Genomic DNA, 16345 nt, shown 5'->3' with positions numbered 1-16345 from the left:
TATAAATTTCAAAACATTTTTAAAGAAAACGACTTTAATTTCATTGCTTTAAAATTTTATATATGGTATCTTATTTAAGTATATAAGTAGTCAAGTGTATTTATATTTATTAAAGGAGGTACTTTGATGGGTAAACAATGTTACGTAACAGGTCGTAAAGCATCGACTGGTAATAATCGTTCACACGCTTTAAATGCGAATAAACGCAGATTTAATGCTAACCTTCAAAAAGTTAGAATTTTAGTTGACGGAAAACCTAAAAAAGTTTGGGTTTCTGCTCGTGCTTTAAAATCTGGTAAAGTTACTAGAGTTTAATAAATATAATGCACTAAAAAATGCCTTCATATGTGGTGAAGGCATTTTTTTATGCTTAATTTTAATTTGCATCTCTACTTCTAATTTGTAAGACTTGTCCATCATGTACTTCGATTTGTGCAATATTCTCTTTAACCTCATTCGATAATGTAAGTGTAGATCCTTTTTCAAGAGGTTGCTGATTCAAATTGTATTTAAATCCAACTAATGACAAAGCAACCATATCACTAACTGGAATAAATGAAACGTATGGATAATTTTGTAATTTACGAATTTCATGACTACCTTGCTTCAATAACTTAATTTCATTTTGTAGATCTTCAACAATAATTAAGATGTTTTGTTCTACATATTTTGGCTTTTGTAGTATTTGCAAAACACCCATAAAATGATCTAATCTACCACCTGTTGCGCCATAAATGTGTATTTCTGTAAATCCTCTATTAACAGCTTCCTCTACACCTAATGCCAAATCAGTATCATCTTTTTCAGCCTTAACTGGTTTGATATTTAATTCGTGTTTCAATTGATGACGTTCTTCTTCTGAAACAGAATCAAAATCTCCAACTGAGAAAACTGGAATAATAGAATGATTTATAAGAATAAGTGCACCTCTGTCAATCCCGCCCCAACAGTCCTGCTTCAATGCGGTTAATACATCTGATGGCAAATGACGGTCACTACATAATAAATTGATTCGCATATCAATATCAGCCTTTCAATAATTGTGTTACCTTACCATAATCTTCCTGTTTAAAGAAATAAGAACCGGTAACAAACATATCTGCCCCATTATCAGCACATATTTTAATAGTTTCATTGTTGATACCACCATCAACTTCGATATTAAAATTTAAATTTAATGATTGTCTTAAATCTCTTAAGATTTTCACTTTTGCTGCACATGCTTCTATAAATGATTGACCACCAAATCCTGGATTTACAGTCATAACAAGTACATAATCAACAATTTCAAGTACTGGTAATAATGACTCAACTGGTGTACCAGGATTAATTACAACGCCAGCCTTCTTTCCGGCATTTTTTATCATTTGTAATGCTCTATGAATATGCTGTGTAGCCTCAACATGTACTGATATCATGTCAGCACCGTGTTCAGCAAAGGTATTAATATATTGTTCAGGTTGTTCAATCATTAAATGAACATCAATCGGTAATTGAGTAGTTGCTCTAACTGAATCAAGAATAGGAATACCAATAGAAATATTAGGTACAAATTGACCATCCATTACATCAAAGTGCAGACCATCAATTTGTGCTTCTTCTAAAGCTTTAATTTCATTCTCTAAATTTAAAAAATCGGCTGATAAAAGTGATGGGTAGATTTTCTTCATTAATATCTGACCTTTCTATTTGAAATTTCATTATATAATTGAATATAGTGATCATAGCGAAATTGTGCTAAATCACCATTTTCTAATTGCTGTTTGACATGACACTTTGGTTCCTTAATGTGGTTACAATTTCTAAATTTACATTCCTCACTAAAGCGATTCATTTCTATAAAATAATGCTTCAATTCATCTTTATCAATATGATCGAAATCTAGCGCACTAAATCCAGGTGTATCTGCGATAAAACCAGATTCTCTTTCAAACAACTCTACATGTCTAGTTGTATGTTTACCACGATTAAGCGATTTAGAGATATGATTAGTTTCTAAATTTAGTTCTGGTTTAAACGCATTGATAAACGTCGATTTACCTACACCTGATTGACCACTTAATACAATGAGCCCTTTAGGCCATGTAGCCACAACTTCTTGTTGACTCGTATGCTTGCCTACAAATTGCGTATTGTAACCAATTTTTTCATAAATTTTTAACCACGCATTAATTTTTTCAATTTCATTTTCAGAGGCTAAATCCTTTTTAGTCACTAGAATACTCGGCTCTAAATCATACGAATGTGCAATAACCAAGAAGCGATCTAACAATTGCGTTGAGAAATCTGGTTCAACAGCGCTCATCACGATGATTAAGCCATCAATATTACTAACTGGTGGTCGTTTCAATTCATTATGACGATCGTGAACGTGATGAATATAGCCTTCACTTGTGTTTTGAATTTCAAAATCAACGATATCCCCCACAATTGGTGAAAATTTCTTCTTTCTGAAAAGACCGCGTGGTTTAGTATCATATAAAGTTCCATCAACATCTACTTGATAGACACCACTAATTAGTTTGATAATTCGTCCAGTTTCCAAAATGACACCTCTTAATCATTATTTATATTAAATTATTATAGCAAATGCTTGAAGATTATTATATCCAGAAGTGAATTGAAGAAATGATTTATCATTATATATTTATTTTTAGTTTACATAATAATTTTACGATTTATTTATTTACTAAGAAACCCTTTTAGCGAATGTGCATTATTCCATTCACTAAAAGGGTTAAATTTAATATTCTATATCTTTATCTGCAATTACATCGCCATCAACTCTAATCGTATAGCCCGCATCTGAGCCTTGCTCAATTTTAAGCGGAATCGTTATCGTTTTGTCATCTTTTATACTAAACGTTTGGCTAGCAGATGTGCCACTATTGTCCTTATCTCTAATGTAAACTTGAACTTTTTGACTTTCGTCATCTCCCGTATATGGGATGTGATATGTTTCTGTATAATTCTTAACTTTTTGTTTATCATCAGACTTGTCTTCACTAGAAGATTTAGATTTCTCTGAATCTTTGTCTTCATCTTTTGAAGATGCTTTTCCTTTTGAAACAATGAATTGTACAGTACTTCCCTCTTCAACCTCTGTATTTTTAGGGCTTTGTGAAATAATATTATCCTTTTTAACATTATTACTTGATTCTGTCGTCATTTGTACTTTTAGACCACTTTTTTCAAGTTCTTTCTTTGCAGTTTGATAATTTTTATTTTCATAATTTTTAACATATACCTTTTTAACACCTAATGATTCGGTTAAAGTAATTTGATGATCGTTTATGCGAACATAACTATCAGGATTAACACTTTGCTTAGCTATAGCACCTTTAGGTACTTGATTATTATATTCTTGATTGACTGTCACATGATCAAGTTTAGATTGTTTCAATTTATCTAATGCATCTGCTTTTTTCATGCCTATAACATTAGGCATTTTAGCACGTTCAGGACCTTTTGAAAGCACAATATCTACCTTTTCATGCTGATTAACTCTTTCACCTTGTTTTGGTTTAGTCTTTATTATTTTATTTTCCGGATAATCATCACTGTAATCTCTAGAGATATTACCAATTTCTAAATGAGATTGTCTCAGTATTTTTTCCGCTTCTTTTTCAGTTTTACCTTTAAGATCAGGCATTTCCGCATATTTACTACCAAACATGCCCATCGCTATAAAACCAAATAAACTTGCGACTAATAATAGTAAAATAAGCGCAATAGCGAATTTCTTCTTTTTTGAACGTTTTTTCTTAGGTGGTTCATAAATTTGTGCTTCACTAGTTTGAAAATGATGCTCATTAACAATCGGTATTTGCATCGTTTGTGCAATTTGTTTTTGTTCATTTTCTTCTTTTATTTTACTTTTAATATCTTGTCTATCAATCGATACTGTATTTGTCTCATCTTCTTCAATAGAATGCTTCTTTTCATTAGCACGACTAGACACAAGCACGCTACTTAAATCTTCTTTCATATCTTTAACACTTTGATAGCGATCAGAGGCTTTTTTCTCCGTTGCTTTAAGTACGACATTACTTAGTGATTGAGGTATTTCAGATCTTAACTCCGTTACATTTGGAATTGAATCTTGAATATGCTTTATTGCGATACTAACGGCTGTCTCACCATTAAAAGGCGGTTCACCAACTAACATTTCGTATAGAACGATACCGATGGAATAGATATCAGTTGCTTCATTCGTAGTTTCACCTTTAGCTTGTTCTGGTGAGAGATACTGAACTGTACCTAATACATGATTCGTCTGTGTCATAGATGTTTCACTTAACGCCTTTGCAATTCCAAAGTCAAAGATTTTTAGTGTTTTGTTCTTATCAATTAAAATGTTCTGAGGTTTTATATCTCTATGTATGATAAGTTTTTCATGCGCTTGTGCCACACCTTTTAAAATCTGATTCGTGAAATCAATAGCTGTATCTACACTTAAAGGTCCATGGCTATGTATGTATTCTGATAAAGTAGGTCCATCTATATATTCCATAATTAGAAAGAAGCACTCTTCATCTTCTTGAACATCATATACTTCAACAATGTTTTCATGTGAAAGTTGTGTCGCATTGTTAACTTCTCGTTCGAAACGCTTCATCGTTTCTTCTTTTTCATTCTGAGGAATAGAGATTGCTTTAATCGCTACTTCACGATTTAAAATGGTATCTTCTGCTAAGTAAACGGTACTCATACCACCGCCACCAAGCTTATCTACTATTTTGTAACGTTCACTAACTATCTTACCAATCATAGACGATCACCTACAATAGCTGCTATTAAGACACTGATGTTATCTTTTGAATCATGATTTAATGCTAATTGAATTAGTTGCTCCCCATGTTCTTCTAATGATAATGATTCATTAAAAGACTCATGAATACTTTCACCTCTAACATAGTCCGTTAAACCATCAGAATTTAACATTATAAAGTCATAATGATTAAAACGTTTTGTAAATATATCTGGACTCACTCGTTTATCTGTCCCCATTACTTTAGTAATAATATTACGTTGCGGGTGTGTAAAAGCTTCTTCTTCAGTTATTTGACCTGTCATCACTAAGTGATTTACAAACGAATGATCGTAAGTAATTTGTTCAATTTCTCTAGAGTTAATTAGATAGGCTCTAGAATCCCCTATATTGGCCACTACCAATTGTTTATCGAATACCAGGGCACAAACGCATGTTGTACCCATACCTTTGTATTCTTCATTAGCTTGAGCATATTCAAATAGTTCACGATTAATCTCTTTTAAATTAAAACGCAACCAAGTTTCGGCTTGTTCATACTCAATAAAATTCTCATCTTCAAAACGTTTTTGAAGTTCATAAGTAACAAACTGACTTGCAATTTCCCCCGCTTTATGACCACCCATACCATCGCATAATACTAATAACTGTTGTTGGGTTTGGTTATAAAAAATACCTCCTGCATCTTCATTTTTATTTCTATGTTGTCCAGTATCTGTGAAAAATTGTGCGTTTAGCATTGTGATTACCTCGTTTCTACTTGTCGTTCCTTCGCTCTTAATTGTCCACATGCTGCGTCAATATCTGATCCTTGTTCTCTTCTAATTGTAGCATTAATACCTAATCGTTTTAGTTCTTTTTCAAATTTAAAAATATCGTCTTTAGGTGTTTTGACGTAATTTCGTTCTGGAACATGATTAACTGGGATTAAGTTAACATGACAATTTAAATCTTTAATAAGATGTGCTAAATCACGTGCGTGCTCTAGTTGATCATTTACGCCACCGAACAATCCATATTCAAATGTCACACGGCGATTTGTTTTTTCTTGATAATATTTGATTGCTTCCATTAATTTATCTACATGATATGCTCTGTTAATCGGCATTAATTTAGATCGAATTTCATCTTTAGCTGCATGCAAACTTACGGCAAAGTTAATTTGAATGTCTTCTTCGGCAAAATCATAAATACGTGGAATTATACCTGATGTTGAAACTGTAATATGGCGTGCACCGATGTTTAAACTGTTGTCATCATTAACGATACGTAAGAAATCCATCATTTCATCATAATTCTCAAAAGGTTCACCAATACCCATTATAACAATTTGGGATACACGTTCATCAGTTGCATCTAATGCTTTTTGAACTGTTAAGACTTGTGAAACAATTTCTCCGGCTTCTAAATTACGTTTTAAGCCTCCTAATGTTGAGGCACAGAATGTACAACCGATACGACAACCAACTTGAGTTGTCACACAAACTGAATTTCCATAGTCATGACGCATTAATACGGTTTCAATAGTATAGCCATCTTGTAGTTCAAATAGGAATTTAATTGTTCCATCTTTACTTTCTTGTTTAACGACAGTAGTTAATGTTGTCATTGCAAAATTATCTTTTAAAACTTGACGCAAATCTTTGGATAAATTTGTCATGTCATCAATGCTATCTACGCGCTTTTGATATAACCATTCAAATATTTGTTTGGCTCTAAATTTTTGTTGGCCTTGTTCTACTAACCATTCTTGCAGTTCATCATATCTTAATGAGTAAATCGACTGTTTTTCAAAATCAGGCAAGAATTTATTTTTCTTCTTTTTTTCAGTAGTTATCATCTTAACTTTCCTTTCTTTTTATTTTAGTGATAAAAAAGCCATCCGAATTAAAGTCTTGGGGTAGAATTTGTATTGTCTTCACTTGTTCACCGGTAACTGGGTGAGTCATATGTTCAAATTCGAAGTCTTTATTATTTTTTAAAAATGTATAAATAACATTTTCATTTTCAAGTTGTTCAATAGTGCATGTTGAATAAACTAGTGTACCACCAGGTTTCAAGTTATCTTTTACATTGTCTAATATCTCTAACTGTAATTCAACTAGGTCTTGAATATCTTGTTGCGTTTGAACATATTTAATTTCTGGCTTGTGTCTAAGCACTCCTAAACCACTACACGGTGCATCGACAAGAATTTTGTCATATACATCTTTGTATGGTTTTGTTGCATCATGATCAAAAGCTTTAATGTTATTAAGTTGTAACTTTACAATATTCTCTTTTATTAAACCAATTTTATGCTTATGGATATCTGTAGCATCCACGTGACCACTTGGCGCCAATAACTCAGCTATGTGACACGCTTTACCTCCAGGTGCACTACAAGCATCTAAAATAACGTCATTTTCTTCAACACCCATCAAATATCCTACAAACATTGAGCTTTTATCTTGAATAGAAATATTTCCATTCTTAAAGTTTGAAGATTCAATAATTGGACGCCCTTTTAGATGTAAACAATATGGAATCAATTCATCGACTTTAACTTCATATCCTTCACCTTGCAAACTTGACACGACGTCTTCAACTTTATTTTTACTTGTATTAACACGAACTGTACCCGCAGTTTGATCAAAAAATGATGATGCCATCTTTCGTGTCGTTTCAACACCATAGTGCGTAATCCAATGTTCAATAATCCACTTTGGAATACTATATTCAATGGCCATACGCTGCTTATCATTCTTAATAGATTCTAAACTTGGCAATTCACTTCTAAAGATTGTTCTCAATATTGCGTTTACAACATTACCGTTATGAGGTCCCCCACGACGCTTTGCAATATTTACTGCTTCGTTGATAATGGCATGATTCGGTACTTTATCTAGATAAATATATTGATATAAACTCATCCATAACAGTTGTCTGACCCAACTTTTTATTTTTGTCTTCACAAAAGGTCTAAGATAGAAATCCAATGTCATTTTTCTCTTTACTGTCCCATATACGAGTTCAGTATATAAAGGTTTATCGATATTAGAAACATTACCAGCAGATAAAACTTCATTAATTCTCAGATTACTGTATGCATAGTCATTAAATATTTCTTGAATTGTTTGAAACGCTAATTCTCTCACTGATTGTGTCATTTTAATATTTTCCCAACTAGCGATTCTTGTACACCGCTTAAATAATTTGATGCCAGCATACGTTTCTTGCCAGCTAATTGAATATCTGTTAAAGCAATTGCATCATCTGATCCTGTAGCAACAACAATTGACTTTTTAGTCGTCTCTACGATCTCACCAGGTTGACCTTTTTTATTACTGACGATATGTGCTGCATATAATTTTAAATTTGTATCATCCATAGTTGTATAGCCAACTGGCCATGGAGATAAGCCACGAATATGATTATGAATATCTTTTGCATTCATAGTCCAATCAATTCTTTCATCTTCTCTGCTAATATTTGAAGCGAATGTTGCTTGTGCATCATCTTGTGCAATACTATCATTCGTGCGATTTACGATTGAAGGTAGCGTTTCTTTTAGTAGTTTAGCACCGAGTACACTAAGCTTATCATGCATCGTACCTACATTGTCATTATCTTCAATATTAATAGCTTTTTGTGAAATAATATTTCCTGCATCTAGCTTTTTAACCATATACATGATCGTGATTCCTGTTTGAGCTTCACCATCTATTATCGCTTGATGTATTGGTGCGCCACCGCGATACTTTGGTAATAATGATGCATGAACATTAATTGCACCTAACTTAGGTAATTGTAATAACTGTTCAGGCAATAACTGTCCGAAAGCTGCAGTAACGATTAAATCGGGCTCTAACTGTAATAGTTGCTCCAATTCATCAGATTGATTTAATTTTTCTGGTTGAAACACAGGTAAATTGTGTTCTTCAGCCACTCGTTTAACAGGTGGTGGTGTTAATACCCGTTTACGTCCAACTGGTCTGTCGGGTTGAGTCACGACTGCTATGACGTCATGCTCTTCGATTAACATTTCCAATACTTTAGTTGAAAAATCAGGTGTCCCCATAAATATCACTTTAGTCATTTTCAAAATACGCCTCCACTTCTTCATCAGTTAATAAATGCTGTACACGTTTTGTAAATGGTATACCATTCATTTGATCGATTATATGCAGTATCATTCTAGCTACATCGTCATATGCAGTTAGTTCAATCGTATTACCTTCTAAATCATTCGCTTCAATTGTGATCATTTTACTACGTTCGACTTCTCCATATATACCCGGTAAATTTACAGAGCCTTCAAGATCGATTATTTTATCATTAGATTCTGATTTGATTTTAGGATTGATTAGTTGCAATAATCCTTCAACTTCCATATCAATGATAGCTACTTGTTTACTTATGCCGATTTGAGGCGCACATAAAGCTGAGGCCTCTTCTGCATATAATGTGTCTTCCAAATCTAATAATAAATCTTTTAATGTAGCATCATACGCTTTAATAGGTTGTGCTTTTTTAGTTAATACAGGATGCGTTGACTGGACTAATTTTTGTATCGCCATTAAATATGCTCCTCTTGAAAAATTCATCATATAATTATAACTTAATTCACTTTGAAATGCGACCTTAGTCTTAAATTTAGGCACTTCAATCTGTTTTAATTGCTTTTATTTTCTATACCTTTAAAATATATATTAAAGATACCAATAAATACAATATTTAACAGTGGAGGTGTAAATATGGAAGTAAATAAAATTATATACATTGTGCTCGCATTCTTTTTAGGCGGTTTCGGCGTTCATAAATTTTATGCAGGTAAAACAATTTCAGGACTTTTACACTTGGCCTTTTTCTGGACAGGAATTCCACACATTATTGCAATTATAAGTGGCGTCCTAACATTATTAAGACCAGCAGATGAAAACGGAAATGTTGTAATGTAATTAAAGTAAAAGAGTTACGCAATTTAGGAACCCATCCCTAATAATTGCGTAACTCTTATTTTTTACATTAATATTTGCGGATTAATGTCTATTTTTAATGCTAACTTATCTTTTAAATAAGCTTCATGATAATAATCATCTAAAAATTGAAGTGCTTTCAATAATTCTGGTTCGCTCTTATATTTAACTAAAATTTGAAAACGATGTTCATTGTTAATTCGTGCGATGGCTGCTGGAGATGGCCCTAAAACTAACGCGCGATCCGTTAGATGTTGCAATAAAATTTGATGAATATGTTTGGAGGCCTCCATCACTCTTTTCATATTTTTATGAGATATCGTAAAATTAATTAAAAAATAGTATGGTGGGTATTTACCTATCTTTCTATATTCCATTTCTTTTTGATAAAAGGTTAGATAATCATTCTTTTGAACATCTTCAATAGCATAGTGTTCTGGATTATATGTTTGAATAATAACTCTACCCGGTTTATCATGACGTCCCGCTCTTCCAGCTACCTGCGTTAATAGTTGATACGTCCGTTCACTAGCACGGAAATCAGGTAGATTTAACATTGTATCTGCGTTCAAAACACCTACTAGTGTAATATTGGGATAGTCCAACCCTTTAGCAATCATTTGTGTACCTAATAAAATATCACCCTTACCTTCTTCAAATTCATTAAGTAATTTCTCGTGAGCACCTTTTCTAGAAGTTGTGTCAACATCCATTCGTATAATACGCGCTTCTTCAAATTCTTGTTGCAAGATTTCTTCTACGCGTTGTGTACCAGTCCCTACTTGACGTATATGCGAACTCTCACAATTAGGACACTTATTTGGAGGCACCTCATGATAACCACAATAATGACATTTTAATTGGTCCGTAGACTTGTGATAGGTTAATGAGATATCACAGTGTGGACATTGTGGTACATAACCACAATCTCGACATAACATAAATGATGCATATCCTCGACGATTAAGAAATAATACGATTTGCTCATTTTTACGTAATCGTTCTTCAATAGCCTCTCGTAATTCATTAGAAAACATCGAACGATTGCCAGCGCTTAATTCTTCTCGCATGTCAACAATATCTATTGCAGGTAAAGCCTGTTGATTAACCCTTGTAGGTAACGTTAGTAGCTGATACACACCTTTTTCAGCACGCGCATATGATTCTAAACTTGGTGTTGCACTTCCTAAGACTAGAGGACATTGATGAAATTGACTTCTCCATTCAGCAATATCTCTCGCGTGATAACGGGGATAATCCTCTTGTTTATACGTTGATTCATGCTCTTCATCTATAATGATAATTCCTAAATTTTTAAAAGGGGCAAAAATACTTGAACGAGCTCCAACACTTACACTGGCTCTACCATCTCTAATCTTTTGCCATTCATCATACCGTTCACCATTAGATAAGCCAGAATGTAATACTGCTACATCATCACCAAAACGACGCTTAAATCGTAAAACCATTTGAGGTGTTAATGCAATTTCAGGGACTAACATCATTGCTTCTTTACCTTTATTAAGTACTTCTTCAATTGTTTGCAAGTAGACTTCAGTTTTACCTGAACCTGTCACGCCATGTAGTAAGAATGTTCGTTGTTCACTATTATTAATTTTCTCTTTAATATTTTCATAAGCAATACGTTGTTCTGAAGTCAGTTCTCGTTTCTCTTCTTGTTCAAACACTCGATTAGCAAAAGGATCACGCTCTACTTCAGCATTATATTTTTCGATGAAACCTTTTTTAACTAATCCATCAATACTTGATTTAGAAAAACCCATTTCTTCCATATCTTTTAAAAAGACAGTTTTATGGCGCTCATCTAGAAGGTAAGCATATACATCATATTGTTTGATTTTTTTCTCAAGTTTAGCAAGGACTTCATCTGGATGATATCCATCTATAATACGTACTGCTTTCTGTGTTTTCTTTTTAATGTTTTGAGATAATAGGGTTACTTCTTTTACAGTACCAGCCTTTAAGAGTTTATTTAAAATAGGAAGATGGTCATTTTTTTGGGCATCTTTATACTTATATTGACCGTCGGAATCAAAAAATTTCAGCAACTGCTCATTCATATCATTATGTTTCACAACTTCAAAGACTTTAGTATATTTAGCTTTGATAGCACTCGGTAACATGACCTCTAATACAGAAATACTTTTTGATACATGATAATGGCTAATCCATTCACTTAATTGAATTAATTCAGAAGTTAATTCAGGTTTTATATCTTGGACTTCTTTGATTTCTTTAAGTTTTTCAAGATTAATATCATCACTTGGTTCAGTTTCAATATTCATCACGTATCCTTGAATTGTACGAGGACCGAATGGAACTACAACTCTGACGCCAACTTGAATAAACGCTTCTAAATTTTTAGGTATAAGATAATCAAATTTGAAGTCAACGCTCTTAGAAGGAATATCTACTATTACCTTTGCAATCATTATTGCCACCTAGTTTCTAATTCATCTAAAATTTGTTCAGCTAATTGAACTTTTTTGCCTCTCTTAATATTAATCATTTCTTTATTTTTAAAATGCATTGTCAATTCATTATCATCTGATTTAAAACCAATCGTCTTGTCACCTACATTATTTGAAATAATGACATCTGCATTTTTTCGTTTTAACTTATCTTGTGCATATGCTTCTATATTTTGCGTTTCAGCAGCGAACCCAACTAAGTATTGTTGTACTTTATGTTCACCTAAATATTTAAGAATATCTTTAGTACGTTTAAACGTCACAGCTAAATCGCCATCTTGCTTTTTCATTTTATGATCTAATACTTCCATTGGCGTATAATCTGAAACAGCTGCTGCTTTAATAACTATATCTTGCTTATCAAAACGTGTCGTCACCGCTTCAAACATTTCCTCTGCACTTTCAATATGAACAACATCTACACCAATCGGATCAGCTAGTTGTGTTGGTCCAGTTACTAATGTAACATGTGCGCCTCTATTTCTTAATGCCTCAGCTAATGCGTAACCCATTTTTCCAGAAGAACGATTTGATACAAAACGAACTGGGTCAATCACCTCGACTGTTGGTCCAGCTGTCACTAAAGCATGTTTACCTTTAAATGAACTCTCTTCTTTTTTCTTTTGAGAATTGAAAAAATCATTCAGAACTTTGACAATCTGCAAAGGTTCTTCCATTCGTCCTTTAGCAACATAACCACATGCTAAATAACCATCCCCAGGTTCAATAAAGTGATATCCATCTTCCATTAAAACGTTAATATTATGTTGCGTGCGGTTGTTCTCGTACATATGTACATTCATTGCTGGGGCAATAAACTTTGGCGTCTCAGTAGCTATCAAGGTTGATGTCACAATATCATCTGCTATTCCCACACTTAATTTAGCTATCACATTGGCAGTAGCTGGGGCAACTACAATCGCATCTGCCCAATCACCTAGTGCGATATGTTGAATTTCTTGTGGATTCTCTTCCTTAAACGTATTAGTATATACTGGATTTCTACTAATAGCTTGGAAAGCGAGTGGAGTAACAAATTCTTGAGCATGTTCTGATAACATCACACGTACATCGTAACCGGCTTGTGTTAATTTGCTCGTTAAATCTATTGCTTTATATGCTGCAATACCACCTGTAACAGCTAGTAAAATGTGTTTCATAATCGTATTTCTCCCTTTTACTATCTCGATTATTAATCATAATTTATATTAAATTTATTATACACAAATTAAACGTTTAATTAAAAAGACACATCTTATTGAAAAGTGGTTATACTTAAATCAATAAGATGTGCATATAAAAAATTATATTTAATTCGCTTTTTACATTGTGAATTCATCAGAAACTACTGGTGTAATTTTACCGCTAGCAATTTCTTCTAACGCTTCACCAACAGGTTTAGCTGAATGATATCCACTTAATAAAGCCGTTTCAGGTCTTTCATCTAATTCACGTGCACGCTTAGCTGCAGTCGTAGCAATTAAATATTTAGAATTAATTTTAGATTGTAACTGGTTTAATGGTGGGTTTAACATTATTTTTTGGCCTCCAATAACATTTTTCTATATATAGCTTCAACACGTTCGCGTTTTAAGTGTTCTGCTTCAACAATTGATTGAATACGTTCTTTCGCTAAATGGACTTCATCGTTTACCACAACATAGTCATAAAGATTCATCATCTCAACTTCTTTACGTGCTTCATTTACTCTGGATTGTATCTTCTCGTCTGATTCAGTGCCACGTCCAACTAAACGCTCTTTCAAATGATCTAAGCTAGGTGGTGCAAGGAAGATAAATAATGCATCTGGAAATTTCTTTCTTACTTGTTTGGCACCCTCTACTTCGATTTCTAAGAACACATCATGTCCAGCAGCCATCGTATCCTTAACATATTGAACAGGTGTACCATAGTAATTTCCAACGTATTCAGCATATTCAATAAATTGATCTTCCTGAATTAAAGCTTCAAATTCTTCTTTCGTCTTAAAAAAGTAATCTACACCATCAACTTCACCTTCACGCATATTTCGTGTCGTCATTGAAATAGAGTACTTATATGATGTAGTTGGATCATCAAATATCTCTTTGCGAACAGTTCCTTTGCCTACTCCTGAAGGACCTGAAAGAACAATTAGTAATCCTTTTTCATTATCCATGCCTTACGACCTCTCTAAGCTATTCTTCTATTATTTAAATATAATATCATATTGTAGTTAAAATTGTATAGAGTATGCAACATAAACTTAAATCATGACGCTATCATTCTACCATGTTACAATATACTGAATGATTAAATTGAAGGTGGAAATTATTTATGGCATATGATGGCTTATTCACTAAAAAAATAGTTGAATCAATACAGTTTTTAGTATCAGGACGAATTCATAAAATCAACCAACCTGAAAATGACACTATCCTTATAGTTATACGTCAAAATCGCAAAAATCATCAACTACTACTATCCATACACCCTAGTTTTTCAAGAATGCATATTACGACTAAAAAATATGATAATCCATTTGAACCGCCAATGTTTGCTCGTGTTTTTAGAAAGCATCTAGAAGGTGGCATTATTAAAGCTATACGTCAGATTGGTAATGATCGTCGTATTGAAATCGATATTGAAAGTAAAGATGAAATTGGTGATACCATTTACCGCACGGTTATCTTAGAAATCATGGGTAAACATAGTAACTTGTTACTTGTTGATGACAATTACAAAATAATTGAAGGGTTTAAACATTTAACCCCTAATACCAATCAATATCGTACTGTTATGCCAGGATTCAAATATGAAGCGCCACCTACTCAAAACAAATTGAACCCTTTTAATATAACAGGCGAAGAAGCTTTAAAATATATAGATTTCAATAGTGGTAAAATTGCGAAACAATTATTAAACACTTTCGAAGGCTTTAGTCCTCTCATTACTAATGAAATCGTTAATCGCTATCAATTTATGACAACGGAAACGTTACCTAAAGCATATGACGAAGTTATTAACCAGACATTGAAAACACCCGTCCCTATTTTCCATAAAAATCATGAAACTGGAAAAGAAGATTTTTATTTTATGAAATTAAATCAATTTCATGATGACATGGTTGAATATGCGTCCTTACATGAATTATTAGATCGCTACTATGATGCACGTGGTGAAAGAGAACGCGTTAAACAACGCGCAAATGATTTAGTTCGATTTGTGCAACAACAATCTCAAAAATATCAGCATAAATTAAGTAAACTTATAGATGAATATGAAAGTGCTAAAGATAAAGATAAGCAACAACTTTACGGTGAATTAATTACCGCTAATATTTATCGTATTAATCAAGGTGATGACGCTGTAACTGTATTAAATTACTACACCAATGAGGAAATAACGATACCTTTGAATCCTACTAAATCACCATCAGTTAATGCGCAATATTACTACAAGCAATATAATCGTATGAAAACACGTGAACGTGAATTAGATCATCAAATTCATTTAACACGTGAAAACATAGATTATTTTGCAAATATTGAACAGCAATTAGATCATATTACAGTTGATGAAATTGATGATATTCGCGATGAATTAGCAGAACAGGGATTTATGAAGCAACGTAAAAACATCAAAAAGAAGAAGCATGATAAAATTCAACTTCAAACATATATCTCTACGGATGGCGATACTATATTAGTAGGTAAAAATAATAAGCAAAATGATTATTTAACTAATCGCAAAGCTCAAAAGACCCATATATGGTTCCATACAAAAGATATTCCAGGTTCACACGTTGTCATTTTGAATGATGCACCAAGTGAAGAAACGATTAAAGAGGCAGCTATGTTAGCTGGTTATTTCTCAAAAGCGGGTAATTCTGGTCAAATTCCCGTAGACTATACGGAAATAAGAAATGTTCATAAACCATCAGGCGCTAAACCTGGGTTTGTAACTTATGACAATCAAAAAACATTATTTGCAACTCCAGATTATGACAAAATTCAAAGTATGAAAGTCAAATAAGAACGACAAAATAACTATATAATAAAAAATAGGATTAGAACAAAATGCATTTATAAATTCGGTTCTAATCCTATTTTTTATTTTTCAGGCAACGCGAGTTGAAAACTAAC

Annotated in this window: 16 protein-coding genes; 3 read left to right on the top strand and 13 right to left on the bottom strand. The window is 32.9% G+C overall.

Features of this window, described 5'->3' with window-relative positions; all coding sequences use genetic code 11:
* Positions 1 to 126: 126 nt before the first annotated feature.
* Positions 127 to 315, top strand: coding sequence for a 50S ribosomal protein L28 (gene rpmB / locus F1592_RS09385; protein WP_011275976.1), 189 nt, complete (start codon positions 127 to 129; stop codon positions 313 to 315).
* 61 nt (positions 316 to 376) lie between these two features.
* Here rpmB and F1592_RS09380 read toward each other — a convergent pair whose 3' ends face one another.
* The 9 genes from F1592_RS09380 to F1592_RS09340 form a co-directional block, all read right to left on the bottom strand.
* Positions 377 to 1018 carry a thiamine diphosphokinase gene (locus F1592_RS09380; RefSeq protein WP_037537890.1) on the bottom strand — a complete coding sequence of 214 codons (642 nt, stop codon included), beginning with the start codon at positions 1016 to 1018 and terminating at the stop codon, positions 377 to 379.
* A 7-nt stretch (positions 1019 to 1025) separates the two neighbouring features.
* The gene (rpe, locus tag F1592_RS09375) at positions 1026 to 1670 is read right to left on the bottom strand and encodes a ribulose-phosphate 3-epimerase (protein WP_053017067.1); all 645 of its coding nucleotides are present in this window, start codon (positions 1668 to 1670) and stop codon (positions 1026 to 1028) included.
* Complete coding sequence (gene rsgA / locus F1592_RS09370) at positions 1670 to 2545, bottom strand: ribosome small subunit-dependent GTPase A (protein WP_053017066.1); 876 nt, start codon at positions 2543 to 2545, stop codon at positions 1670 to 1672. Before rsgA ends, rpe begins: the two co-directional genes overlap by 1 nt.
* A gap of 198 nt (positions 2546 to 2743) precedes the next feature.
* A complete protein-coding gene (gene pknB / locus F1592_RS09365) occupies positions 2744 to 4771 on the bottom strand; it encodes a Stk1 family PASTA domain-containing Ser/Thr kinase (protein WP_053017065.1) in 2028 nt (675 codons plus the stop codon).
* Positions 4768 to 5511 (bottom strand): Stp1/IreP family PP2C-type Ser/Thr phosphatase, encoded by a 744-nt coding sequence (locus tag F1592_RS09360; protein ID WP_053017064.1) that lies wholly within the window; start codon positions 5509 to 5511, stop codon positions 4768 to 4770. Before F1592_RS09360 ends, pknB begins: the two co-directional genes overlap by 4 nt.
* 5 nt (positions 5512 to 5516) lie before the next feature.
* Positions 5517 to 6611: a dual-specificity RNA methyltransferase RlmN gene (gene rlmN, locus F1592_RS09355; RefSeq protein WP_053017063.1), complete on the bottom strand. Its 1095-nt coding sequence runs from the start codon at positions 6609 to 6611 to the stop codon at positions 5517 to 5519.
* Position 6612: 1 nt separating this feature from the next.
* The gene (gene rsmB, locus F1592_RS09350) at positions 6613 to 7920 is read right to left on the bottom strand and encodes a 16S rRNA (cytosine(967)-C(5))-methyltransferase RsmB (RefSeq protein WP_149809542.1); all 1308 of its coding nucleotides are present in this window, start codon (positions 7918 to 7920) and stop codon (positions 6613 to 6615) included.
* Positions 7917 to 8849, bottom strand: coding sequence for a methionyl-tRNA formyltransferase (fmt, locus tag F1592_RS09345; protein ID WP_053017117.1), 933 nt, complete (start codon positions 8847 to 8849; stop codon positions 7917 to 7919). Before fmt ends, rsmB begins: the two co-directional genes overlap by 4 nt.
* Positions 8842 to 9330 carry a peptide deformylase gene (locus F1592_RS09340; RefSeq protein ID WP_149809541.1) on the bottom strand — a complete coding sequence of 163 codons (489 nt, stop codon included), beginning with the start codon at positions 9328 to 9330 and terminating at the stop codon, positions 8842 to 8844. The genes fmt and F1592_RS09340 overlap by 8 nt, the downstream gene beginning before the upstream one ends.
* Positions 9331 to 9507: 177 nt before the next feature.
* On the opposite strand from F1592_RS09340, the gene F1592_RS09335 reads away from it, so the two are divergent.
* Positions 9508 to 9711: a TM2 domain-containing protein gene (locus F1592_RS09335; RefSeq protein ID WP_037552326.1), complete on the top strand. Its 204-nt coding sequence runs from the start codon at positions 9508 to 9510 to the stop codon at positions 9709 to 9711.
* Positions 9712 to 9773: 62 nt separating this feature from the next.
* On the opposite strand, the gene priA is transcribed toward F1592_RS09335, so the two are convergent.
* The 4 genes from priA to gmk all read right to left on the bottom strand — a co-directional run bounded on the left by priA (position 9774) and on the right by gmk (position 14379).
* The gene (gene priA, locus F1592_RS09330) at positions 9774 to 12182 is read right to left on the bottom strand and encodes a primosomal protein N' (protein WP_053017062.1); all 2409 of its coding nucleotides are present in this window, start codon (positions 12180 to 12182) and stop codon (positions 9774 to 9776) included.
* Positions 12182 to 13381, bottom strand: a complete 1200-nt coding sequence (gene coaBC / locus F1592_RS09325) for a bifunctional phosphopantothenoylcysteine decarboxylase/phosphopantothenate--cysteine ligase CoaBC (protein WP_149809540.1) — start codon at positions 13379 to 13381, stop codon at positions 12182 to 12184. Before coaBC ends, priA begins: the two co-directional genes overlap by 1 nt.
* 162 nt (positions 13382 to 13543) lie before the next feature.
* Complete coding sequence (rpoZ, locus tag F1592_RS09320; RefSeq protein WP_011275989.1) at positions 13544 to 13756, bottom strand: DNA-directed RNA polymerase subunit omega; 213 nt, start codon at positions 13754 to 13756, stop codon at positions 13544 to 13546.
* Positions 13756 to 14379, bottom strand: a complete 624-nt coding sequence (gene gmk / locus F1592_RS09315) for a guanylate kinase (RefSeq protein WP_016930696.1) — start codon at positions 14377 to 14379, stop codon at positions 13756 to 13758. Before gmk ends, rpoZ begins: the two co-directional genes overlap by 1 nt.
* A 158-nt stretch (positions 14380 to 14537) precedes the next feature.
* Between gmk and F1592_RS09310 the strand changes: the two genes are divergently transcribed.
* Complete coding sequence (locus F1592_RS09310) at positions 14538 to 16235, top strand: Rqc2 family fibronectin-binding protein (RefSeq protein ID WP_149809539.1); 1698 nt, start codon at positions 14538 to 14540, stop codon at positions 16233 to 16235.
* Positions 16236 to 16345 lie beyond the last annotated feature (110 nt).

Source organism: Staphylococcus sp. GDX7P312P (assembly GCF_008385775.1).
GTDB lineage: Bacteria > Bacillota > Bacilli > Staphylococcales > Staphylococcaceae > Staphylococcus > Staphylococcus haemolyticus.
Note: the sequence above shows the minus strand (reverse complement) of the source record. Positions and strands in the feature narration are given on the sequence as shown.